At 64.4% G+C, this 22,246-nt stretch carries 15 protein-coding genes; 10 read left to right on the plus strand and 5 right to left on the minus strand.

Going from position 1 to position 22,246, the window contains the following annotated elements:
- Window positions 1-8: 8 nt before the first annotated feature.
- Genes E2I15_RS20990 through E2I15_RS21000 form a run of 3 tightly spaced genes read left to right on the plus strand, consistent with a single transcriptional unit; the run spans window position 9 to window position 4,677 of the window.
- Complete coding sequence (locus E2I15_RS20990; protein ID WP_137480399.1) at window positions 9-1,808, plus strand: FAD-dependent oxidoreductase; 1,800 nt, start codon at window positions 9-11, stop codon at window positions 1,806-1,808.
- On the plus strand, window positions 1,778-3,625 hold the full coding sequence (locus tag E2I15_RS20995; protein ID WP_155262477.1) for a 2-oxoacid:acceptor oxidoreductase subunit alpha: 1,848 nt from the start codon (window positions 1,778-1,780) through the stop codon (window positions 3,623-3,625). The genes E2I15_RS20990 and E2I15_RS20995 overlap by 31 nt, the downstream gene beginning before the upstream one ends.
- Entirely contained in the window at window positions 3,622-4,677 is a 1,056-nt protein-coding gene (locus E2I15_RS21000) for a 2-oxoacid:ferredoxin oxidoreductase subunit beta (RefSeq protein ID WP_137480395.1), read from the plus strand. The genes E2I15_RS20995 and E2I15_RS21000 overlap by 4 nt, the downstream gene beginning before the upstream one ends.
- A 212-nt stretch (window positions 4,678-4,889) precedes the next feature.
- On the opposite strand, the gene E2I15_RS21005 is transcribed toward E2I15_RS21000, so the two are convergent.
- The 4 genes from E2I15_RS21005 to E2I15_RS21020 all read right to left on the minus strand — a co-directional run bounded on the left by E2I15_RS21005 (window position 4,890) and on the right by E2I15_RS21020 (window position 11,209).
- Entirely contained in the window at window positions 4,890-6,086 is a 1,197-nt protein-coding gene (locus E2I15_RS21005) for an ABC transporter substrate-binding protein (RefSeq protein WP_422109859.1), read from the minus strand.
- A gap of 252 nt (window positions 6,087-6,338) precedes the next feature.
- Window positions 6,339-7,883: a SpoVR family protein gene (locus E2I15_RS21010; RefSeq protein WP_137480391.1), complete on the minus strand. Its 1,545-nt coding sequence runs from the start codon at window positions 7,881-7,883 to the stop codon at window positions 6,339-6,341.
- Between the two features lie 4 nt (window positions 7,884-7,887).
- A complete protein-coding gene (locus E2I15_RS21015) occupies window positions 7,888-9,156 on the minus strand; it encodes a YeaH/YhbH family protein (protein ID WP_155262494.1) in 1,269 nt (422 codons plus the stop codon).
- Between the two features lie 109 nt (window positions 9,157-9,265).
- Window positions 9,266-11,209 (minus strand): PrkA family serine protein kinase, encoded by a 1,944-nt coding sequence (locus E2I15_RS21020; RefSeq protein WP_137480387.1) that lies wholly within the window; start codon window positions 11,207-11,209, stop codon window positions 9,266-9,268.
- 918 nt (window positions 11,210-12,127) lie between these two features.
- On the opposite strand from E2I15_RS21020, the gene E2I15_RS21030 reads away from it, so the two are divergent.
- From E2I15_RS21030 to E2I15_RS21060, 7 genes are all read left to right on the plus strand, one after another.
- A complete protein-coding gene (locus E2I15_RS21030; protein ID WP_422109858.1) occupies window positions 12,128-12,598 on the plus strand; it encodes a DsrE family protein in 471 nt (156 codons plus the stop codon).
- Window positions 12,599-12,814: 216 nt separating this feature from the next.
- Entirely contained in the window at window positions 12,815-15,661 is a 2,847-nt protein-coding gene (locus tag E2I15_RS21035) for a bifunctional transaldolase/phosoglucose isomerase (protein ID WP_137480383.1), read from the plus strand.
- Window positions 15,662-15,673: 12 nt separating this feature from the next.
- Entirely contained in the window at window positions 15,674-16,657 is a 984-nt protein-coding gene (gene gnd, locus E2I15_RS21040) for a phosphogluconate dehydrogenase (NAD(+)-dependent, decarboxylating) (protein ID WP_137480381.1), read from the plus strand.
- Window positions 16,657-18,171: a glucose-6-phosphate dehydrogenase gene (gene zwf, locus E2I15_RS21045; protein ID WP_137480379.1), complete on the plus strand. Its 1,515-nt coding sequence runs from the start codon at window positions 16,657-16,659 to the stop codon at window positions 18,169-18,171. Before gnd ends, zwf begins: the two co-directional genes overlap by 1 nt.
- Window position 18,172: 1 nt before the next feature.
- Window positions 18,173-18,925 (plus strand): 6-phosphogluconolactonase, encoded by a 753-nt coding sequence (gene pgl / locus E2I15_RS21050; RefSeq protein ID WP_137480377.1) that lies wholly within the window; start codon window positions 18,173-18,175, stop codon window positions 18,923-18,925.
- Window positions 18,926-18,953: 28 nt separating this feature from the next.
- Window positions 18,954-19,442 (plus strand): gluconokinase, encoded by a 489-nt coding sequence (locus E2I15_RS21055; RefSeq protein WP_137480620.1) that lies wholly within the window; start codon window positions 18,954-18,956, stop codon window positions 19,440-19,442.
- Window positions 19,439-20,242: an HAD family hydrolase gene (locus E2I15_RS21060; protein WP_137480375.1), complete on the plus strand. Its 804-nt coding sequence runs from the start codon at window positions 19,439-19,441 to the stop codon at window positions 20,240-20,242. Before E2I15_RS21055 ends, E2I15_RS21060 begins: the two co-directional genes overlap by 4 nt.
- A 194-nt stretch (window positions 20,243-20,436) precedes the next feature.
- Here the strand turns inward: E2I15_RS21060 and E2I15_RS21065 are convergent, their stop codons facing one another.
- Entirely contained in the window at window positions 20,437-22,245 is a 1,809-nt protein-coding gene (locus E2I15_RS21065; RefSeq protein ID WP_137480373.1) for a glycoside hydrolase family 15 protein, read from the minus strand.
- Window position 22,246: the final 1 nt, after the last annotated feature.

A 22,246-nucleotide genomic window follows, 5' to 3' on the forward strand; every position in this document is an offset into this window, starting at 1 on the left:
AGGTAGGAATGAAACCGACTGATATCTCGGCGCCGGATTACTTTCACAAAGTAGTCGATTGCCAATGGGCCTGTCCCGCACACACCCCTGTTCCCGAGTACATCCGGTTGATTGCTGAGGGGCGTTACAGCGACGCCTACATGATCAATTGGAAGTCCAACGTGTTCCCCGGCATTCTCGGGCGCACCTGTGACCGTCCGTGCGAGCCGGCATGCCGCCGCGGCCGGGTTGAGGACAATCCGGTCGCGATCTGCCGCCTGAAGCGCGTCGCGGCGGACTTCAAGGACGACATCAAGCACCGGCTGCCGAAGCCCGGGCCGAAGAACGGCAAGCGCGTCGCGCTGGTCGGCGGCGGCCCCGCCTCGCTCGCGGTGGCGCGCGATCTCGCGCCGCTCGGCTATCACTGCACCGTGTTCGACGGCGATCCGAAGGCCGGCGGCATGATGCGTAGCCAGATTCCGAAATTCCGCCTGCCCGACAGCGTGATCGACGAGGAGACCGACTACATCCTGAACCTCGGTGTTGAATTCAGGGGTGGCCAGCGCGTCGACAGCTTGAAGCAGCTGCTCGCCGAGAACTATGATGCGATCTTTGTCGGCAGCGGTGCGCCGCGCGGCCGCGAGCTCGACATTCCCGGCCGCAAGGAGGCGGCCGCCAACATCCATATCGGCATCGAGTGGCTGGCCAACGTGTCGTTCGGCCACGTCGACAAGATCGGCCGTCGCGTCATCGTGCTCGGCGGCGGCAACACGGCGATGGATTGCTGCCGCACCGCGCGCCGCCTCGGCGGCGAAAGTGTCAAGGTGATCGTCCGCTCCGGCTTCGAGGAAATGAAGGCCTCGCCGTGGGAGAAGGAAGACGCGCTTCACGAGGACATCCCGATCCTCAACTACATGGTGCCGGTGGCGTTCAAGCATGTGGCCGGCAAGCTGATCGGCGTCACCTTCCAGAAGGTGAAGGCGGAGTACGACGCCAAGGGCCGGCGCAACCTGGTGCCCTCGGGCGAGCCTGACGAGACCGTGCCCTGCGACGATGTGCTGGTTGCGGTCGGCCAGGAGAACGCGTTCCCCTGGATCGAAGCCGATTGCGGCATCGAATTCGACAAGTGGCACATGCCGAAGGTCGATCCCAAGACGTTCGTCTCGACCAATCCGAAGGTGTTCTTCGGCGGCGATGCGGCGTTCGGGCCGAAGAACATCATCTGGGCGGTGGCGCACGGCCACGACGCCGCGCTCTCCATCCACCGATTGCTGTCCGGCGAGGACATCAACGAGCGCCCGCTGCCCGAGGTGCACATCTCCTCGCAGAAGATGGGCATCCACGAGTGGAGCTACGACAACGACATCTCCGCCGACAAGCGCTTCAAGGTGCCGCATCGCGACAAGGTGGTCGCGCTGAAGGACATCCGCGCCGAAGTCGAGCTCGGTTACGACCTCAAGCTCGCGCTCGGCGAGGCGCAGCGCTGCCTGAATTGCGACGTACAGACGGTGTTTTCCGCGCCGCTCTGCATCGAGTGCGACGCCTGCGTCGACATCTGTCCGATGGACTGCATCACCTTCACCCAGAACGGCGAAGAGGATGAGGTGCGGCAGCGGCTGAAAGCGCCCTCGCCGCATCACGACCAGGCGCTCTACGTCTCCGGCGGCCTCAAGACCGGCCGCGTCATGGTGAAGGACGAAGACGTCTGCCTGCATTGCGGGCTGTGTGCCGAGCGCTGCCCGACCGGCGCCTGGGACATGCAGAAGTACCTCATCGATATGGTTCAAGCGGGATCAACATGCCAGTCCAAAGCCCGATCAGCAGCGTAAACGACTTCGTCGTCCGCTTCGCCAACGTCAACGGTTCGGGCTCGGCTTCCGCCAACGAACTGTTCGCGCGCTCGATCCTGCGCCACGGCGTGCCGGTCTCGCCACGCAACATCTTCCCGTCCAACATCCAGGGCCTGCCGACCTGGTATGAGGTGCGCGTCACCGAGGACGGCCATCTCGGTGCCCGCGGCGGCGTCGACATGATGGTGGCGATGAACCCGCAGACCTGGGACAAGGACGTCGCCTCGATCGAGCCCGGCGGCTATCTGTTCTACGACTCGACCAAGCCGATGCCGTCGTCGAAATTCCGCGAGGACATCACCGTCATCGGCGTGCCGCTGACCGCGATCACCAACTCGACCTACACCGATCCCAGGCAGCGCCAGCTGTTCAAGAACATCATCTATCTCGGCGCGCTCTGCGCCCTGCTCGACCTCGATCCCAAGCTGGTCGAGCAGCTGATCGGCGAGCAGTACAAGGGCAAGGAGAAGCTGCTCTCCTCGAACGTCCACGCACTGCATCTCGGCCGCGACTGGGCGCTGCAGAACCTGAAATGCCCGCTTGGGCTGCGGGTGAAAAAGTCCGACAAGGTCGGCGACCGCATCTTCGTCGAAGGCAACAGCGCGGCCGCGCTCGGCGCCGTCTATGGCGGCGCCACCGTGTGCGCCTGGTATCCGATCACCCCGTCATCGTCGGTAGCGGAAGCCTTCACCAGCCACTGCAAGAAGTATCGCCACGATCCCGAAACCGGCAAGGCGAAATACGCGATCGTGCAGGGCGAGGACGAGCTCGCCTCGATCGGCATCGTGATCGGCGCCTCCTGGAACGGCGCGCGGGCCTTCACCGCGACCTCGGGTCCCGGCATCTCGCTGATGACCGAGTTCATCGGCCTGTCCTATTTCGCCGAGATCCCGGCCGTGATCATGAACATCCAGCGCGCCGGCCCCTCGACGGGCATGCCGACCCGCACCCAGCAATGCGACGTGATCGCCTGCGCCTATGCCTCGCATGGCGATACCAAGCACGTGCTGCTGTTCCCGGAGGATCCGGCGGAGGCGTTCGAGTTCGCCGCGGCCGCCTTCGACCTCGCCGAGCGGCTGCAGACCACGATCTTCCTGATGCTCGATCTCGACATCGGCATGAACCACCGGCTGTGCCGTCCGCTGAAGTGGGACGACGCGAAGCAATACGACCGCGGCAAGGTGATGACGGCGGAGATGCTCGAGGAAGGCCGCGACTTCGGCCGCTATCTCGACGTCGACGGCGACGGCATCCCCTATCGCACCTATCCCGGCACGCATCCGACCAAGGGCTCCTACTTCACCCGCGGCACCTCGCGCGACCGCTACGCGCGCTATTCCGAGGAAGGCGCGGTCTACGCCGACAACATGCAGCGCCTGGTACGCAAGTTCGAGACCGCCCAGGACATGGTGCCGCGGCCGCTGCAGGCCAATGCGGCGAAGCCGACCAAATACGGCGTGATCTATTTCGGATCGACGTCGCCCGCGATGGACGAGGCGATCGGGATCCTGGAGGCGCGCGGCCACCAGCTCGACCGCATGCGCATCCGCGCCTTCCCGTTCCACTCCAGCGTCGCGAGCTTCATCGCCGACCACGACTTCGTCTACGTTGTCGAGCAGAACCGCGACGCGCAGCTTCGCCAGCTGATCGTCAACGAGAACGGCATCGACCCCGTCAGGCTGGTGCCGATCCTGCACTATGACGGCACGCCGATCACCGCGCGCTTCATCGCTGGCGCGATCGGCGACCACCAGGATCATCTCAAGGTGACCCCACTCCGCAAGGCCGTGACATGACCTACATTGCAAAGCCGAAGTTTCACCATCCCGGCCTGAAGAAGAACGAGCTGGGCTATACCCACCGCGACTACGAGGGGAAGATCTCGACCCTGTGCGCCGGCTGCGGCCACGATTCGATCACCGCCTCGATCATCGAGGCCTGTTACGAGCTCTCGATCGAGCCGCACCGGGTGGCGAAGATTTCCGGCATCGGCTGCTCGTCGAAGACGCCGGACTACTTCCTCGGCAATTCGCACGGCTTCAACTCGGTACACGGCCGCATGCCGTCGGTCCTGACCGGCGCCAACCTCGCCAACCGCGACCTGATCTATCTCGGCGTCTCCGGCGACGGCGATTCCGCCTCGATCGGCTTCGGCCAGTTCGCGCATTCGATCCGGCGCGCCGTCAACATGACCTATATCGTCGAGAACAACGGCGTGTACGGCCTGACCAAGGGCCAGTTCTCGGCCACCGCCGACCGTGGATCGAAGTCGAAAAAGGGCGTCACCAACACCGACAATGCGATCGACCTGGTCGCGATCGCCCTGCAGCTCGGTGCCACCTTCGTGGCGCGCAGCTTCTCCGGCGACAAGACCCAGCTGGTGCCGCTGATTGCCGCTGCTATTCGCCACAAGGGCGCGTCGTTCATCGACGTGATCAGCCCCTGCATCGCCTTCAACAACCACGCCGGCTCGACCAAGAGTTTTGACTATGTCCGCGAGCACAATGACGCGGTGAACCGCCTCGACGTGCTGGTCGGCCGCGATCCGATCAGCGTCGACTATGCGCCGGGCACCGTGCAGGTGGTCGAGCAGCATGACGGCTCGCGCCTCGCGCTGCGCAAGCTCGACGCCGACTACGATCCGCATGATCGCCTGGGCGCGATGACCTTCCTGCAGAAGCATGCGGCCAAGGGCCAGATCGTCACCGGCCTGCTCTATGTCGATCCGGACGCCGAGGATCTGCACACCCATCTCGACACCGTCGAGACGCCACTCAACACGCTGGACGAGAAAGCGCTGTGCCCTGGCTCGGCGGTGCTCGACAAGATCAACGCGAGCCTGCGCTGAGCACTCATTCTCGCCGTCACAATGACGTGGCGAGGACGGGCAACAAACTCTGTGTCGTCCCTGCGAAAAGCAGGGACCCATAACCACCGATGCAGATTGTCTAACTACGCCGGGACGACGAGTCCCGTTTACAAAAGAAGCCGCGGCGTATGGGTCCCTACTCCCGTGCGCAATTGCGCACCAGGCAGGGACCACAGCGAAGTTGGTGACGGCTACTTGTCGCTCAAGACGTCGCCGAACAGCGCCCACGACTTGCCGTCGAACCGCGCCATCTGGATTTGCCGGATCGGCGTCACATTGTCGGGCTCGGTCTGCACCTTGATGCCGGGCAGCAGCATCGGCAATTCGAGCGCCTTCAGATTGGTCGCCTGCTTGATGATGTTGTCGCGGCTGTAATCGCCGTTGCAGTTCTTCAGCACCGCCGCCATCACCTGCGCCACCGTATAGCCCTGCACGTTGAAGAGGTCGCCCGGGCTCGCATTCGGCTGGTACTTCTTCATCCAGGCCGCAAACTCCTTCTGCGCGGGATCGTCGGCCCAGCGCGGATCGGTCGGATCCTTCAGATAGAGCCCGGTCACGACGCCGATCACGTTCTCGAGGCCGGCCGGTTCAAGCACCGCGGAGACGGAATTGGAGACGGTCGGCAGGATGGTCAGCGGCTTCCAGCCCATGCTCGCCGCCTTGCGCAGCGCCTGGGCCGCGAATTTCGGCGTCGCCTCGGCGAAGAAGACGTCCGCGCCGGACTCGCGCATCGTCACCATCTGGGAATCGATGGTGGGATCGGTCGTGAGATACGTGGTCTCGGCGACGATCTGGCCGACATGCTCGCCGAGCCCGTCCTTGAAACCCCTGAGATAGTCCTTGCCGGCGTCCTCGTTCGGCGTAATGACGGCGATCTTCGCATCCGGCTTGGTCTTCAGGATGTATTTTGCGTAGAGCCGGCCTTCGAGCTCGTAGGTCGGATTGAAACCGACCGTCCACGGGAACTGCTTCGGATCGTTCCAGCGCGTCGCGCCGGAGGACACGAACAGCTGCGGCACGCGCTTGATGTTGAGGTACTTCTGCACCGAGATGTTCGGCGCGGTGCCGACCGCACTGAAGACCGCGAGCACCTCGTCCTGCTCGACGAGCTTGCGGGTCTGCTCGACCGTCTTCGACGGCGAATAGGCGTCGTCGAGACTCTCGAAGTCGATCTTGCGGCCGTTGATGCCGCCGTGATCGTTGAGCATCTGGAAATACGCGGCTTCGGCACGCGCGATCGTGCCGTAGGCCGACGCCGGGCCACTATAGGGCGCGGTGTTTCCTATTCTGATCGCGGTGTCGGCTGCGATGGATGGCGAGATCGACGAGGCCGTGAGCGTGGCGACGGCGAGAAAGCCCGCCAGGCGGGAGCGAGTTGACAAGAGCATATCCTTTTCTTGGTTTTCTTGACGCGGCGCACATTATCCATCGCGCCCGCGCAGGCAATCACCAAGAACGTCTCGCGAGATTTCCGCATGCCGGCAATGCACGTTCGCGCACGGAACGTCATGCGCTTCAAATCCGAAATGTTTCCGTGATGTTCATGATGTGAGCCTTCGATAGAAGCGAAGGTTCACCGAGCAAGACTCGCATTCCGCGCGGCGGTGTCCGCCGTGCTCATGTCAGCGAGAGCCTCATCCTCAAGCCGCGACGGCAGCCGCGCGCGGGCTGACGACATATTCCTTCAGCACCTTGTCGGTGCCGTCGATTTCGGTCAGCGCGACGTCGTAGGACCACAGATCGGCGAGATGCTGCAGCACGCGCCGCGCGTCGGTCTCGTTGAGCTGGGCGCCCTTCACGGTGGTGTGACGCAGCATCAGGCGGCGATCGCCGTCGAGATCGACATCCACGACCTCGATATTGGCGTCGACGAAGCCGACGTCGTATTGCCGCGCCAGCTCGCGGCGGACCCGGCGGTAGCCGCGCTCGTCGTGGATCGCGTCGACCTTGATCCCCTGGCTTTCCGCGGGGTCGTCGTGCAGATGGAACATGCGGAAGCGCCGGATCAGCGCCGGGCTGAGAAACTGGTTGATGAAGCTCTCGTCGCGGTAGTTGCCCCAGATCTCGCGCAGCACGCCCTCGACGTCGCCCTTGCCGGCGATGTCGGGGAACCACTCGCGGTCCTCGTCCTCCGGATTTTTCACGATCCGCTCGATATCCTGCATCATGGCGAAGCCGAGCGCATAGGGATTGAAGCCGGAATAGCGGCGGTCGTCGAATTCGGGCTGGAACACCACGTTGGTGTGCGACTGCAGGAATTCGAGGAAATTGCCGTCGGTGATCCGGCCCTGCTGATGCAGCCGGCTCATGATGCGGTAATGGACGTAGGTCGCGGTGCCCTCGTTCATCACCTTGGTCTGACCCTGCGGGTAGAAATACTGCGCAATGTGGCGCACGATGCGGATGAGCTCGCGCTGCCAGGGTGCAAGGCGCGGTGCGGTCTTCTCGAGGAAATAGAGGATGTTCTCCTGCGGCAAGCCGAGCAGCGCGCGGCGGCGCTCGGCCGTGAGCGCAGCCTTGCTCTTGGCCTTGGTATTCGGCACCGTCCGCCACAAATCGTTGAACACGCTTTCCTCGTGCTGCCGGCGCTCGCCGGCCCGCTTCTCCTCGGCACGCAAATCGAGCGTCTTCTTTCCGGGATAGCGGTCGACGCCATGCGACATCAGCGCATGCGCGGCATCGAGCGTCCGCTCCACCGTCTCGCGGCCATGGCGGTCCTCGCAGACCGCGATGTAGCCCTTGGCGAATTCCAGATAGTCGAGAATGCCGTCGGCATCGGTCCACTGCTTGAACAGATAGTTGTTCTTGAAGAAGTGATTGTGCCCGAACGCCGCGTGCGCGATCACCAGGGTCTGCATCGTCGCCGTATTCTCCTCCATGAGATAGGAGATGCACGGCGAGGAATTGATCACGATCTCATAGGCGAGGCCCATCAGGCCCTTGCGATAGGACGCTTCCTGGAACGCGAACTGCTTGCCGAACGACCAGTGCTTGTAGAACAGCGGCATGCCGACCGAGGAATAGGCGTCGAGCATCTGCTCGGCGGTGATCACCTCGATCTGGTTGGGATAGACGTCGAGCCCAAGCTCGGTGCGCGCGATCTTCTCGCAGGCGTCGTGAACCCGCTGCAATATCTGGAAATCCCAATCGGCGCCCTCGAACAGCCGTTCCCCGGAAGAACCCATCACGCTACACCCTTTCCTGCTTGCTGCGGCGCTTGAACAGGTCCTGGAACACCGGGAAGATCTCGCCGCGCTCGCTGACCTTGCGCATCGACAGCGGCGCGCCCTCGTTGCGCAGACGCTCATAAAGCGTCCAGAGCGAGGAGTCCGGCATGTCGAAGGTGTAGTTGGCGGCTTCACCGACCTCGAGATAGGCGAAGAACTGGCAGATCGGCAGGATCTTGTCGGTCAGGAGGTGACCGGTCAGCGCGCTGTCGGAGGTCATATTGTCGCCGTCCGAGGCCTGGGCGGCATAGATGTTCCAGTCGGCCGGACGGAAGCGGGTCCGGACGATATCGTTCATCGCGACCAGCGCGCTCGACACCAGCGTGCCGCCGGAAGCCGGGCCGTGGAAGAACGTATCCTCGTCGACCTCCTCGGCGCGGTCGGTGTGGCGGATAAACACGATCTCGACGTGCTTGTAGCGCCGCTTCAGGAAGACGTAGAGCAGCATGTAGAACCGTTTCGCCAGATCCTTCATGTGCTCGGACATCGAGCCCGAGACGTCCATCAGGCAGAACATCACGGCCTGCGCCACCGGCTTCGGCACCGTCTCGAAGCGGCGGTAGCGGATATCGATCGGATCGATGAACGGGATCCGCTTGGCCTTGGCCTTCAGCGCTTCGAGCAGCGCCAGCAGCTCGCGGCGCCGCGCATCATCGTCGCATTCCGCAAGCTCGGCCTCGAGCGCCTCGATGTCGTCCTTGCGCGGCCGGCGCAGTGCCACGCGCCGTGCCAGCGCCCGGCTGACCGTCCGGCTGATCGAGATGTTGGCGGGCGAGCCCGAGGTCGCGTAGCCGGCGCGTTGAATGCCCTCGCTCTCGGTCTCCGCGAGCTTGCGCTTGGCAAGATCGGGCAGTTCGAGGTCGTCGAGGAAGAGATCGACGAATTCGTCGCGGCTGAGCACGAAGCGGAAGGCGTCCTCGCTGTCGCCCTCGCCTGCGCCGGAGCCCTTGGCACCGCTTTGGTTCGGGCGCTGCAGCCAGTCGCCCTCGACGAACTTCTTGTTGCCGGGCAGCACCATGTCACGCGTGCCGCCCTCGCGCCGGAACCGCGGCTCGTCCATGCCGTCCAGCGGGATTGTCACTTCGCCGCCCTCCAGGACATCCTTGATGTCCCGGTCCTGCGACGACTTCTTGACGGCTCCCTGCACCAGCGCCTTGGCGCGCCGCAGGAAGCGCTGGCGGTTCTCCAGGCTCTTGCTACCCGGATTCAACCGCCGATCGACGATATGCATGACCACGTTGCATCTGCCTCACCGGATGCGATCATGACAGTCGCATCGCATTTTTCTTGGACGGGACGGGACGAAACGGAAAGCCGGTGCCGGCTTTCCGGATCGTGCATTAGCCGGCTTGCTTCACCCGCATGTACCACTCGACGAGCCGGCGGACCTGGCGCTCGGTATAGCCGCGCTCCACCATCCGCTCGACGAACTCGCCGTGCTTCTTCTCGGTCTCGCCGTCCTTCTTGGAGCCGAACGAGATGACCGGAAGCAGATCCTCGACCTGCGAGAATATCCGCTTCTCGATCACGTCGCGAACCTTTTCGTAGGAGGTCCAGCTCGGATTCTTGCCGCCGTTATGCGCCCGCGAGCGCAGCGAGAACTTGACGACCTCGTTGCGGAAGTCCTTCGGGTTGGCGATGCCGGCAGGCTTCTCGATCTTGGTCAGCTCCTGGTTCAGGAGCTCGCGGTTCATCAGCTGGCCGGTGTCGGGATCCTTGAAGTCCTGATCCTCGATCCAGGCGTCGGCGTAGTCGACATAGCGGTCGAACAGGTTCTGGCCGTAGTCGGCGTAGGATTCCAGATAGGCCTTCTGGATCTCGTTGCCGATGAACTCGGCATAACGCGGCGCGAGGTCTGCCTTGATGAACTCGAGATAGCGCTTCTCGGTCTCGTCAGGCAGCTGCTCGCGGCGGATCGCCTGCTCGAGCACATACATCAGATGCACCGCGTCGGCACCGACTTCGGTGGTGTCGTGGTTGAAGGTCGAGGCCAGCACCTTGAAGGCAAAGCGGGTGGAAGCGCCATCCATGCCCTCGTCGACGCCGGCGGCGTCCTTGTACTCCTGCACGCTGCGCGCCTTCGGATCGGATTCCTTGAGGCTCTCGCCGTCATAGACCCGCATCTTGGCAAACAGCGTCGAGTTCTCGTGCTTGCGCAGGCGCGACATCACCGAGAAACGGGCCATCGTTTCCAGCGTCGCCGGCGCGCAGGGTGCGGCGGCGAGCTCCGAGCCCTGGATCAGCTTCTCGTAGATCTTCTGCTCCTCGGTCACCCGCAGGCAGTACGGGACCTTGATGACGCAGATGCGGTCGATGAAGGCCTCGTTGTTCTTGTTGGTCTTGAAGCTCTGCCACTCGGCTTCGTTCGAGTGCGCCAGGATGATGCCGGTGAACGGGATCGCACCGATATTCTCGGTGCCGATGTAGTTGCCCTCCTGCGTCGCGGTCAGCAGCGGGTGCAGCATCTTGATCGGCGCCTTGAACATCTCGACGAACTCGAGCACGCCCTGGTTGGCGCGGTTGAGGCCGCCGGAATAGCTGTAGGCGTCGGGATCGTTCTGGGCATAGGTCTCGAGCTTGCGGATGTCGACCTTGCCGACCAGCGAGGAGATGTCCTGGTTGTTCTCGTCACCGGGTTCGGTCTTGGCGACCGCGATCTGGCGCAGCCTCGAGGGCTGGATGCGCGCGACGCGGAATTGCGAGATGTCGCCGCCGAAGGCCTCGAGCCGCTTGTAGGCCCAGGGCGACATCAGCCCGCTCAACCGTCGGCGCGGAATGCCGTACTTCTCCTCGATCATCGGCCCGAGTTGCTCCGGATCGAACAGCCCGAGCGGGCTCTCGAACACCGGCGAGAGCTCGTCACCCGCCTTCAGCACATAGATCGGATGAATTTCCATCAGCGCCTTGATGCGCTCGGCGAGCGATGACTTGCCGCCGCCGACCGGCCCGAGCAGATAGAGGATCTGCTTGCGCTCTTCGAGACCCTGCGCGGCGTGGCGGAAGAAGCCGACGAGGCGCTCGATCGTGTCCTCCATCCCGTAGAAGCCGGCGAAGGCCGGATACGACCTGATCGTACGGTTCAAAAAGATACGGCCAAGGCGTGGGTCCTTGGCCGTGTCGATCATCTGGGGCTCACCGATTGCCGCCAATAACCGCTCGGCCGCATTTGCATATCGCATCGGATCGCTTCGACACGACTCCAGATACTCGGCCATCGACATGTCGGTCTGGCTTCGCGCTTCAAACGACCTTGCGAAGGCGTTGAACAAAGAATCGTTGTACATGATCCCTCTCTCCACGATATGTATCGCCGCACGACTGACACGAGTCGTAACAAGAGCGTCCTAGGATCGAATCAGCGTCGGCACGCTGGGTCCATTGGACACTCGACCGACTCAGTTCGGCAATGCACGGCGCGTGCAGCCTCTGCCTTATCAACAGGCAGGAAGCTTAATGGTTCATCAATATCCCCTTGTTTTTGGTGGTTGTAACCCCTTCGCCACATCCGTGGTTTACCGGGGCCCAGGCCTCCGAAGCGGACATCCGAGCGGGGCAACTTCCCCGTCCGGCGATGAACGTTGGCTTCCTTGAAAAAGTGTGACCGTCCAGCCGTGGCGTCAAGATGTACGCGTCACAGACTTGCATGAACAAACGTTCAGCAGCCGTTGAACGTGCCTTCGTGTCGCCGCGACTAAGGCAACGAGCCCGCGCAGTTCCGCGCGGCACCATTGCCGCGCTTTAAAGATGACACCTTGGAGGCGCCGGCTATTCCCGAGGCCCGGCCATGAAGCTGGCGGTCCTTGTTGTCGCACGCGCAGCCACCGCCTGTACCGGCGCGCCGTCAACCGTCCAGGCGCAGGAAGGCGTCGACAAAGGCCGCGGCGGCCGCCTTCGATAACAGGATGTTCGCTGGCCCGCCCGGCGGCGCGGAAGCCTATGCCTGCTTTGTGCGGCGCTACGATGCAGATCATCTGGCGCAGCATCCGAAGCAGACGCGATGAAACCCTTGGTGTCGGCGGAATGCGGCGTGGATTGTAAGGGCGCCGGTATCACCGTGGCGTTATGCGGAATCGCGACGCGCCCGACCACGAAGCAGGCGAAGCGCTGTTCGCCGGCGCCGACGACAAGGTCTTCGCGTCGATCGCGCGGACTTGAGCGAATGCGCCGAACTTGTGACCGGAACTGGCTGCGCGCCGGCACGAATGACAGGCTTGCCCCGGTCAACAATAATTGCGCGATGGACGCCATGCGCCAACGGAGCATCCTCTGAGGCACGCTCTCGGCGATCAGCGCCGTCCTCGCAGCGGCAGATGCCGCTGCAAAAGCCGAAGGCGGTCTATCACCTCGACGACCTCGACAAGGTCAATTTCGTGATCGGCAACATCCAGAACCATCTCGACGGCGTCGGCGGCCCCGGCAATGTGACGATCGCGCTGGTGGTGCATGGCCAGGCGCTGAAGGCGTTTCATTCAGCAGCCGCCAACCCCGACCTGTCAAAACATGTCGCGCGGTTCACCAAGGATGGGATCGCGTTCGCCGCCTGCGCCAACACCGTGAAATCGCAGAACATCGGCCTCGCCGACTTGCTCCCCGGCATCGTCGCCGCCGAACGCGGCGGGGTAGTCCGCCTCGCCGAGCTGCAATCCCAGGGTTACCTCTACCTGCGGCCCTGACCCGCGGTCGTGCGCCGCAACGCGTCATAAAAATGTGCTGAGATCAGGGTCTGCTCGGACCGCGTCCGAGGGGATCGAACTGTTGTGAGTGGCGTTATCCCTTGGAAACACTGATATTCCGCCCGGGCCTCCCGTCATGTTGACAATCCCCCTCCGCCCCCGAAAGCTGCCCGGGAACCCAAAAATCGACCCTCGATCGAACGAGAACAGGCACCCATGAACCCCGTCAAAGCACTCGAAAACCACCGCCAGGCCGTCTGGCTGGACTTCCTCGCCCGCGGCTTCGTCGCCAACGGCGACCTGAAGCGGCTGATCGAGACCGACGGCGTCAAAGGCGTGACTTCCAACCCCTCGATCTTCGAGAAGGCGATCGGCAGCTCCGACGAATATGACGGGGCGATCGGCAAAGCCCTCAAGAACGGCGACCGCTCGGTCGCCGACCTGTTCGAGCACCTTGCGGTCGAGGACATCCAGCACGCCGCCGACGTGCTGCGCCCGGTCTACGACCAGAGCCACGGCGGCGACGGCTTCGTCAGCCTCGAGGTGTCGCCCTATCTCGCGATGGACACCAAGGGCACGATCGCGGAAGCCGAACGGCTCTGGAAAGACGTCCACCGCAAGAACCTGATGGTCAAGGTACCGGCGACGCCGGAGGGCCTGCCGGCGATCGAGTACCTGATCGGCGAAGGCATCAGCATCAACATCACGCTGCTGTTCTCGCAGAAGGTCTATCGCCAGGTCGCCGAGGCCTATCTCAAGGGCCTGGAGAAGTACGTCGGCAAGGGCGGCGATCCCTCCCACGTCGCAAGCGTCGCGAGCTTCTTCGTCAGCCGCATCGATACCGCCGTCGACAAGCAGCTCGACGAAAAGATCGCAAAGGCCAACGATCCGCACGAAAAGGAGCGGCTCGCGGCCTTGAAGGGCAAGGTCGCGATCGCCAATGCAAAGCTCGCCTATCAGGACTACAAGCACCTGTTCGCAGGCAACCGCTGGGACAAGCTCACGGCCAAGGGCGCCAAGCCGCAGCGGCTGCTCTGGGCCTCGACCGGCACCAAGAACAAGGACTATAGCGACGTGCTCTATGTCGAGGAGCTGATCGGCCCCGACACCGTCAACACCGTGCCGCCGGCGACGCTCGATGCCTTCCGCGACCACGGCAAGGTCCGCGACAGCCTCGAGGAGAATGTCGAGGACGCCCGCCATGTGCTGGAGGAGCTGGAGAAGTCCGGCATCTCGCTCGATGCGATCACCGAGGAGCTGGTCAAGGACGGCGTCAAGCTGTTCGCCGACGCGGCCGACAAGCTCTACGGCGCGGTCGCCAACAAGCGCGCCACCTCGCTTGGTGGCGGCATCGACCGCCAGAAGCTCGCGCTCGGCGCCGCCATCGAGAAGGCGGTCGAGAAGAGCACCGAGGAATGGCGCGCCTCGGCCAGGATCCGAAGGCTCTGGCACAAGGACAAATCGGTCTGGACCGGCGACGACGAGGACAAATGGCTGGGCTGGCTCACCAGCGCGGCCACCGCTGATGTCGCCGACTACGAGGACTTCGCCCAGCGCGTGAAGGGGCAGAACTTCACCGATGCCGTCGTGCTCGGCATGGGCGGGTCGAGCCTCGGGCCGGAGGTCCTGGCCCAAACCTTCCCGCACCGGTCCGGTTTCCCGCGGCTGCACGTGCTCGACTCCACCGATCCGGCGCAGGTGCGGGCGATGGAGGAGTATGTCGACATTGCAAGGACGCTGTTCATCGTCTCTTCCAAATCCGGCGGCACCACCGAGCCGAACGTGATGAAGGACTATTTCTTCGATCGGGTGGCGAAGGCGATCGGCAAGGACAAGGCCGGCCACCGCTTCATCGCGGTGACCGATCCGGGCTCATCGCTGCAGAAGGTTGCGATCAAGCAGGGCTTTGCCCGCATCTTCTACGGCGACCCTGCGATCGGCGGCCGCTATTCCGTGCTGTCGCCGTTCGGCCTGGTGCCGGCGGCCGCTGCCGGCATCGACGTCCGCAGCCTGCTCGGCCATACGCTCGCCATGGTGCGCTCCTGCGGCGCCGACGTGCCGCCGCAGCAGAACCCGGGCGTGCAGCTCGGGCTCGCGATGGGCATCGCGGGGCTCGAAGGCCGCGACAAGGTGACGATCTTCGCCTCGCCGGACGTCGCCGATTTCGGCGCCTGGGCCGAGCAGCTGATCGCGGAATCGACCGGCAAGGACGGCAAGGGCCTGATCCCGATCGAGGGCGAGACGATTGGCGACGCCGCGGTCTACGGCAACGACCGGTTCTTCATCGACCTCCGGACTGATGGCGAGAACGACGCCGCGCATGAGGCCAAGCTCGCGGCGCTCGAGGCCGCCGGCCATCCCGTGGTTCGGATCGTGATGAAGTCGATCGACCATATCGGCCAGGAGTTCTTCCGCTTCGAGATCGCGACCGCGGTCGCCGGCTCGATCCTCGGCATCAACCCGTTCAACCAGCCCGACGTCGAAGCCGCCAAGATCAAGACCCGCGAGCTGACGGCGGCGTTCGAGAAGACCGGATCGCTGCCGGCCGAACAGCCGGTGGTGTCGGCGGACGGGGTCGATCTCTACACCGACGCGCAGAACGCCGAGGAGCTGCGCAAGGCCGGTGCGAACGGCGATCTCAACTCCTGGATAAGAGCGCACCTCTCGCGCTCCGGCCGCGGCGACTATGTCGCCCTGCTCGCCTATATCGAGCGCGACGGCGACACCATCGACGCCATGCAGGCGATGCGGCTCAAGCTGCGCGACGCAAAGCACCTTGCGACCTGCGCCGAGTTCGGTCCGCGCTTCCTGCATTCGACCGGGCAGGCCTACAAGGGCGGGCCCGACAGCGGCGTATTCCTGCAGGTCACGACCGACGACACGGAGGACCTGCCGGTGCCCGGCCAGAAGGCGAGCTTCGGCGTGATCAAGGCGGCGCAGGCCCGCGGCGATTTCGACGTGCTCACCGAGCGCGGCCGGCGGGCGCTGCGCGTGCATCTCAAGGGCGATCTCACCTCCGGGCTCGCGGCGCTCGATGCCGCGATCTCGGCTGCACTGAACTGACGGAGGCGAGGGATGCAACTCGGCATGATCGGCCTCGGGCGGATGGGCGGCAACATCGTCCGCCGCCTGATGACCCAGGGCCACACAACCGTGGTCTACGACAAGGACCCGAAGGCCGTCGCGGCGCTCGTCGCCGACAATGCCACCGGGTCCTCGTCGCTGGAGGATTTCGTCCTCAAGCTGGAGGCGCCGCGCACCGCCTGGGTGATGCTGCCGGCCGGCAAGATCACCGAAGCCACCATCGAGGCGCTGTCGAAGCTGATGCAGCCGGGCGACGTCATCATCGACGGCGGCAACACCTTCTGGCAGGACGACGTCCGCCGCGGCAAGGCGCTCAGGGAGCGCGGGCTGCATTACGTCGACGTCGGCACCAGCGGCGGCATCTGGGGCATCGAGCGCGGCTACTGCATGATGATCGGCGGCGACAAGAAAGTCGTCGACCGGCTCGACCCGATCTTCAAGACGCTGGCGCCAGGGATCGGCGACATTCCGCGCACCTCCGGTCGCGAGGGCCGCGATCCGCGCATCGAACAGGGCTACATCCACGCCGGCCCGATCGGCGCCGGGCATTTCGTCAAGATGATCCATAACGGCATCGAATACGGCCTGATGCAGGCCTATGCCGAAGGCTTCGACATCCTGAAGAACGCCAATATCGAGGCGCTGCCGCCGGAGCATCGCTTCGACCTCGACATCGCCGACATCGCGGAGGTCTGGCGGCGCGGCAGCGTGATTCCGTCCTGGCTGCTCGACCTCACGGCATCGGCGCTGGCGCAGAACCACACGCTCGACAAATATTCCGGCTTTGTCGAGGATTCCGGCGAAGGCCGCTGGACCGTCAATGCCGCGGTCGACGAGGCGGTGCCGGCCGAGGTGCTGACGGCCGCGCTCTACACGCGCTTCCGCTCGCGCAAGGATCACACCTTCGCGGAGAAGATCCTCTCGGCGATGCGCGCAGGTTTCGGCGGCCACAAGGAGCCGCCGAAAAAAGCTTAATGCGAACCGCGGAAGGTCACGTGCAGAAGAAACCCGATCCTTGCTCCTTCATCATCTTCGGCGCCACCGGTGATCTGACGCACCGGCTGGTCATCCCGGCGCTCTACAATCTCGCCGCCGGCAATCTGCTGCCGGACAAATTCTGCGTCGTCGGCATCGCCCGCAAGGGCATGTCGAGCGACCAGATGAAGGACAGCCTGATGCAAGGGCTGCGCAAATTCGCGACCCGGCCGCTCGATGAGGCGGTCGTCACGCGGTTGTTCGAATGCGTCACCTCGGTCGAAGCCGATCCGAGCGATCCGCCCTCCTTCGATGCCATGAACGAACGGCTCGACAAGCTCGAGACGGCGCGCGGCACCGGAGGCAACCGGCTGTTCTATCTCGCAACCCCGCCGCGAGCGTTCCTGCCGATCAGCCAGCAGCTCGGGCGCACCGGCATGCTGGAGGAGAACGGCGCCTGGCGGCGGCTGATTATCGAAAAGCCGTTCGGCACCGATCTGGCGTCGGCCAGGGCGCTGAATTCAGCGCTGCTGAAGCTGATGGACGAGCACCAGATCTACCGGATCGATCACTATCTCGGCAAGGAAACCGTCCAGAACATCCTGGTGCTGCGCTTCGCCAACGGCATGTTCGAGCCGATCTGGAATCGCAACCACATCGACCATATCCAGATCACCGTGGACGAGAAGCTCGGCGTCGGTCATCGCGGCAGCTTCTACGACGCCACCGGCGCGCTGCGCGACATGGTGCCGAACCATCTGTTCCAGCTGCTGTCGCTGGTGACGATGGAGCCGCCGGCGCGGTTTGACGCCCATGCCGTGCGCTCCGAAAAGGCCGAGGTGCTGAGCGCGATCCAGACCCAGAGCGAACAGGAAGCGCTGCACAATTCGGTGCGCGGCCAGTATCGCGCCGGCCGGATCGGCGACACCGAGATCGAGGATTTTCTCAAGACGCCCGACGTCAGGCCCGACAGCTCGACCGAGACCTACGCCGCGCTGAAGCTGACCATCGACAATTGGCGCTGGGCCGGCGTGCCGTTCTACCTGCGCACCGGCAAGGCGCTCACCACCAAACGCACCGAGATCGCGATCAAGTTCAAGCAGGCGCCGTTCGCGATGTTCCGCGACACCGCGGTCGACCGTCTGTCGCAGAACTACCTCGTCATCTCCACCGAGCCGACCGAGGGCATCGAGCTGCAGTTCAACACCAAGGTACCCGGGCCGATCATCAATATCGACGGCGTCGAGATGAAGTTCCGCTACAAGGACTACTTCAAGGCCGAGCCGTCGACCGGCTACGAAACGCTGATCTATGACTGCATGATCGGCGACAACATCCTGTTTCAGCGTGCCGACAGTGTCGAGGCCGGGTGGCAGGCGGTGCAGCCGTTCCTCGACGCCTGGAAGAGCGCCGGCGGGCGCGGTCTGCAACCCTACAAGGCCGGAAGCGAAGGCCCGGAGGCGGCCAACGCGCTGCTGACGCGCGACGGCCGCAGCTGGCGGAAACTGGGCTGACATGACCGCGACCGGCGAGCGCAGGATCATCACGGTCGCCGATCCGGTGGCACTGGCGCAGGCGGCCGCCGAGCGGCTGATCGCCAGGATCGATCAGAACACCGGCCGGATCGCCGTGTGCCTCACCGGCGGCTCCAGCCCCAAGGCGCTCTACCAACTGCTGGCGACGCCCGACTATCGCCAAAGGATTCCGTGGGACCGCGTCGACTGGTTCATCGGCGACGAGCGCCTGGTGCCGCGCAAGGACCCGCTGCACAACATGAGCATGGCGCGTCAGGCCTTCCTCGACCGCTGTGCGCCGGCCGCGAATGTCCATCCGATCGCGACCGACACCGCCGATCTCAGGGATCCCGACGTCAGCGCGGCGCTGTACGAGAATGAGTTGATGGCGTTCTACGGCGCCGAACAGCTCGATCCGAAGCGTCCGCTATTCGACCTGGTGCTGATGGGCATCGGCCCCGACGGCCACACCGCTTCGCTGTTTCCGGGTTATCCCGCGGTCGAGGAAACCCAGCGCTGGGTGGTCGGGGTGCCCAAGGCCAATGTCGAGCCGTTCGTGCCGCGCGTGTCGCTGACCCTGCCCGCGCTCGCCTCATGCCGCGAGATGCTGTTCGAGGTAGCGGGCGAGAACAAGCGCGCGATCTTGACGCGCCTGTTCGCAGGCGAGAACCTGCCGGCAAACCGCGCGCGATCGCAGGGCGAGACCGTCTGGCTGATCGATCAGGCCGCGCTGCCGGAGGACTTTCGTGGGTGACAGGCAAAACCCCTGCGCGCTGGTCGTGATGGGCGTGTCGGGTTCGGGCAAGAGCACCATCGCTGATCATCTCGCGGTCAGGATCGGCTGGCGCTACGAAGACGGCGACACGTTTCATCCGCCGAGCAATGTCTCGAAGATGCACTCCGGGCAGCCGCTGACCGATGAGGACCGCTGGCCGTGGCTCAGGGCGATCGCGGCCGAGATCGACCGGACCTGCAAGGCGAGCGAGCGCGCGGTGATCGCCTGTTCAGCCCTGAAGCGCAGCTATCGAGACATCCTGGTGCATGGCCGCCACGATGTCCGCATCGTGTTCCTCGAAGGCACGCAGGAGCTGATCGCCTCGCGGTTGATCGCACGCAAAGGCCATTTCATGCCGGCCGGACTGTTGGCGAGCCAGTTCAGGACGCTGGAGCCGCCAACGCCGGATGAACGTCCGATTACAGTTGCAATCGATCGCACTGTGGACATCATCGTCGAAGACATCGTCACTCAACTGAAGCTGGACCGCCCATGACCCGCATCGCCCTTGTCGTATCCGATGTCGACGGCACGCTGCTCACCAAGGACAAGACCTTGACCGACGGCGCCAGGGCGGCGGTGCGCAGGCTGCATGAGGCCGGCATCGGCTTCACCATCGTCTCCAGCCGACCGACGATCGGGATGGGCTTCCTGATTGCGCCGCTTGCGATCACACAGCCGATTGGTGCCTTCAACGGCTCCTCGATCGTCGATCCGCAGCTCAAGCCCCTCGAGCAGCATTTGATCCCGGCAGCGGTCGCAAAACGCTGCATCGACATGCTGCACGAGCGCGGCGTCGATATCTGGCTGTTTACCAACGATCGCTGGCTGACGCTGAACCCCGACGGCGAGTACACCGCTCACGAGCAGCACACGATCAAGCATGATCCGACCATCGTCGGCGATTTCACGCCCTATCTCGACCAAGCCTGCAAGATCGTCGGCGCGAGCTCGGATGCAGCCCTGCTGCAACGCTGCGAGGCGGAGATGCAGCAGATGGTCGGACGCGATGCCACCGCGGTGCGCTCGCAGACCTACTATCTCGACGTCACCCCGCCCGGTCACGACAAGGGCACCTTCGTCGAGGGCATCGCGAAGCGCCTTGGCGTGCCGCCGGAGAATGTCGCCACGATCGGCGACATGCAGAACGATCTGCCGATGTTCGCCAGGAGCGGCGTCTCCTTCGCGATGGGCAATGCCAGCGATGACGTCAAGGCGCGCGCCACACATGTCACCGAAACCAACGAGCGCGACGGCTTCGCGCGCGCCATGGACACGGTGCTGCAGCTTCGCTGAGGCGTCTGCCGCGGTCCTCGGACCGCTTGCGTTATTTCGGAATATTGGAAATATATTCCTGATTTGCCCGACGTGTCAAGTTGCCTGGTCGCAGCCGCCGGCTCCTTTGCATGGGGTTGTTTTCGATATTTTGGCGGGGCGCACCTGCGGCGGTCCCGCAAGCGGAAGACGGACGGCGGCATCGCCGCGGTGGTTTAAGTCGACCGCTGCACCGCGGGCTTCTCGGCGTCGGACCTGGCGGCGCTGAGATTGTGCGCGGTGTTGATCAGCGCGATATGGGTCAGCGCCTGCGGGAAATTGCCGGTCTGCCGGCCGGCGCCGGAATCGAACTCCTCTGCCAACAGTCCGAGATCGTTGGCGACCGCGACCACGCGGTCGAACATGATCTGCGCCTTGCCGACATCTCCCGCCAGCACATGAGCGTCGGCAAGCCACAGGCTGCAGGCCAGGAACGCGCCCTCGATCGGCTGGATCTCATCGGACACCTCGCGCGGATCGTGCCGCAGCACGAACCCGTCGCGCATCATGTGCCGCTCGACCGCGTCGATGGTGCCGCGGATGCGCGGATCGGCCGGCGGCAGGAAGCCGATCGACGGCAGCAGCAGCAGGCTGGCGTCGAGCAGCTTTGAGCCATAGCTCTCGACGAAACTGTTGAGGTCAGGGTCGAAGCCACGTTGGCAGACGTCGCGATGAATGGCCTCGCGCAGCACCCGCCATTTGACCAGCGGCCCCTTGAAGCCGAACCGCTCCGCGCTCTTGATGGCGCGGTCGAAGGCGACCCAGCACATCACCTTGGAGAACACGTAGTGTCTGGGCACGCCGCGGCGCTCCCAGATGCCGTGATCCGGCTGATCCCAGACATCGGCGAGATGGGTGACGACGGTACATTCGAGCGACCAGCTCTCTTCGTCGAGCTTCAGCTTGGCCATGCGGGACTGGTGGAAGGCGTCGATCAACTCGCCATAGACGTCGAGCTGAAGCTGCGCGTGCGCGGCGTTGCCGGCGCGGACCGGCTGCGCCCCTTCATAGCCGGACAGCCATCCGGCCTCCCATTCCAGGAGGCGCCGCTGGCCTAGGATGCCGTACATGATCTGCATGCTGGCCGGCGCGCCGGCCGCGGCCCGCAGCAGCCAGTTGTGCCAGGCCGCCGCCTCCTCGGTGTAGCCCGAATTCATCAGGGCCAGCAGCGTAAAGGTGGCGTCGCGCAGCCAGCAGAACCGGTAGTCCCAATTGCGCCCGCCGCCGAGCTTTTCCGGCAACGACGTGGTGGGTGCCGCGACGATGCCGCCGGTCGGCCTGAAGGTCAGCGCCTTCAGCGTGATCAGCGAGCGCATCACGAGGGCGCGTTGATAGCTGCCGTCATAGGTCGAACGGCTGCACCATTCCCGCCAATATTCCTCGGTGTCCTTCAGCGCAGCCTCAGGGTCGATCGCCTCCGGCACCGGGTGATAGGACGGTCCATAGGTCAGGACGAACGGCACCGTGTCGCCCTCGCCGACCTCGAAATCGGCAATCGTGGTCAGGTCCTTGCCGCGGGTTTCGACCGGCGTGCGCAGCACGGTCATGTCCTGACCGCTGATCGCCAGAAGTCCGTCGCCATCCGGATTCTTCCTCACCCAGGGGACATCGACCCCGAAGCCGAAGCGGATCACCAGCTCCATGCGCATCTTGACGCGGCCGCTGATGCCGCGAACCAGGCGGACCACATCGGAGGCGTTGCCGCGCGGCGGCATGAAGTCGATCAGCGCGACCGCGCCGGCTTCGGTCTCGAACCGGGTCTCCAGGACCAGCGTATCGTCCCAGTAGCGCCGCGCGGTCTGCTTGATCTCGCCTGTGGGCGCCAGCAGCCAGCGACCATTCCTCGAGGTGCCAAGCAGCGCCGCGAAGCAGGGGTCGGAATCGAACGCGGGCCAACACAGCCAGTCGATCGAGCCGTCGCGGCCGACCAGGGCTGCGGTCTCGCAATCTCCGATCAGTCCATAGTCTTCGATACGAGAGGCCACG

The organism is Bradyrhizobium sp. BR2003 (genome assembly GCF_009720285.1).
In the GTDB taxonomy this organism is placed as follows: Bacteria; Pseudomonadota; Alphaproteobacteria; order Rhizobiales; family Xanthobacteraceae; genus Bradyrhizobium; species Bradyrhizobium elkanii.

Excerpts from the sequence above, each read along its gene's own strand:
- E2I15_RS20990 (WP_137480399.1), top strand. The coding sequence starts at position 9 with ATGAAACCGACTGATATCTCGGCGCCGGATTACTTTCACAAAGTAGTC.
- E2I15_RS20995 (WP_155262477.1), top strand. The coding sequence starts at position 1,778 with ATGCCAGTCCAAAGCCCGATCAGCAGCGTAAACGACTTCGTCGTCCGC.
- E2I15_RS21000 (WP_137480395.1), top strand. The coding sequence starts at position 3,622 with ATGACCTACATTGCAAAGCCGAAGTTTCACCATCCCGGCCTGAAGAAG.
- E2I15_RS21005 (WP_422109859.1), bottom strand. The coding sequence starts at position 6,086 with ATGCTCTTGTCAACTCGCTCCCGCCTGGCGGGCTTTCTCGCCGTCGCC.
- E2I15_RS21010 (WP_137480391.1), bottom strand. The coding sequence starts at position 7,883 with ATGGGTTCTTCCGGGGAACGGCTGTTCGAGGGCGCCGATTGGGATTTC.
- E2I15_RS21015 (WP_155262494.1), bottom strand. The coding sequence starts at position 9,156 with ATGCATATCGTCGATCGGCGGTTGAATCCGGGTAGCAAGAGCCTGGAG.
- E2I15_RS21020 (WP_137480387.1), bottom strand. The coding sequence starts at position 11,209 with ATGTACAACGATTCTTTGTTCAACGCCTTCGCAAGGTCGTTTGAAGCG.
- E2I15_RS21030 (WP_422109858.1), top strand. The coding sequence starts at position 12,128 with ATGACAGGCTTGCCCCGGTCAACAATAATTGCGCGATGGACGCCATGC.
- E2I15_RS21035 (WP_137480383.1), top strand. The coding sequence starts at position 12,815 with ATGAACCCCGTCAAAGCACTCGAAAACCACCGCCAGGCCGTCTGGCTG.
- gnd (WP_137480381.1), top strand. The coding sequence starts at position 15,674 with ATGCAACTCGGCATGATCGGCCTCGGGCGGATGGGCGGCAACATCGTC.
- zwf (WP_137480379.1), top strand. The coding sequence starts at position 16,657 with ATGCGAACCGCGGAAGGTCACGTGCAGAAGAAACCCGATCCTTGCTCC.
- pgl (WP_137480377.1), top strand. The coding sequence starts at position 18,173 with ATGACCGCGACCGGCGAGCGCAGGATCATCACGGTCGCCGATCCGGTG.
- E2I15_RS21055 (WP_137480620.1), top strand. The coding sequence starts at position 18,954 with ATGGGCGTGTCGGGTTCGGGCAAGAGCACCATCGCTGATCATCTCGCG.
- E2I15_RS21060 (WP_137480375.1), top strand. The coding sequence starts at position 19,439 with ATGACCCGCATCGCCCTTGTCGTATCCGATGTCGACGGCACGCTGCTC.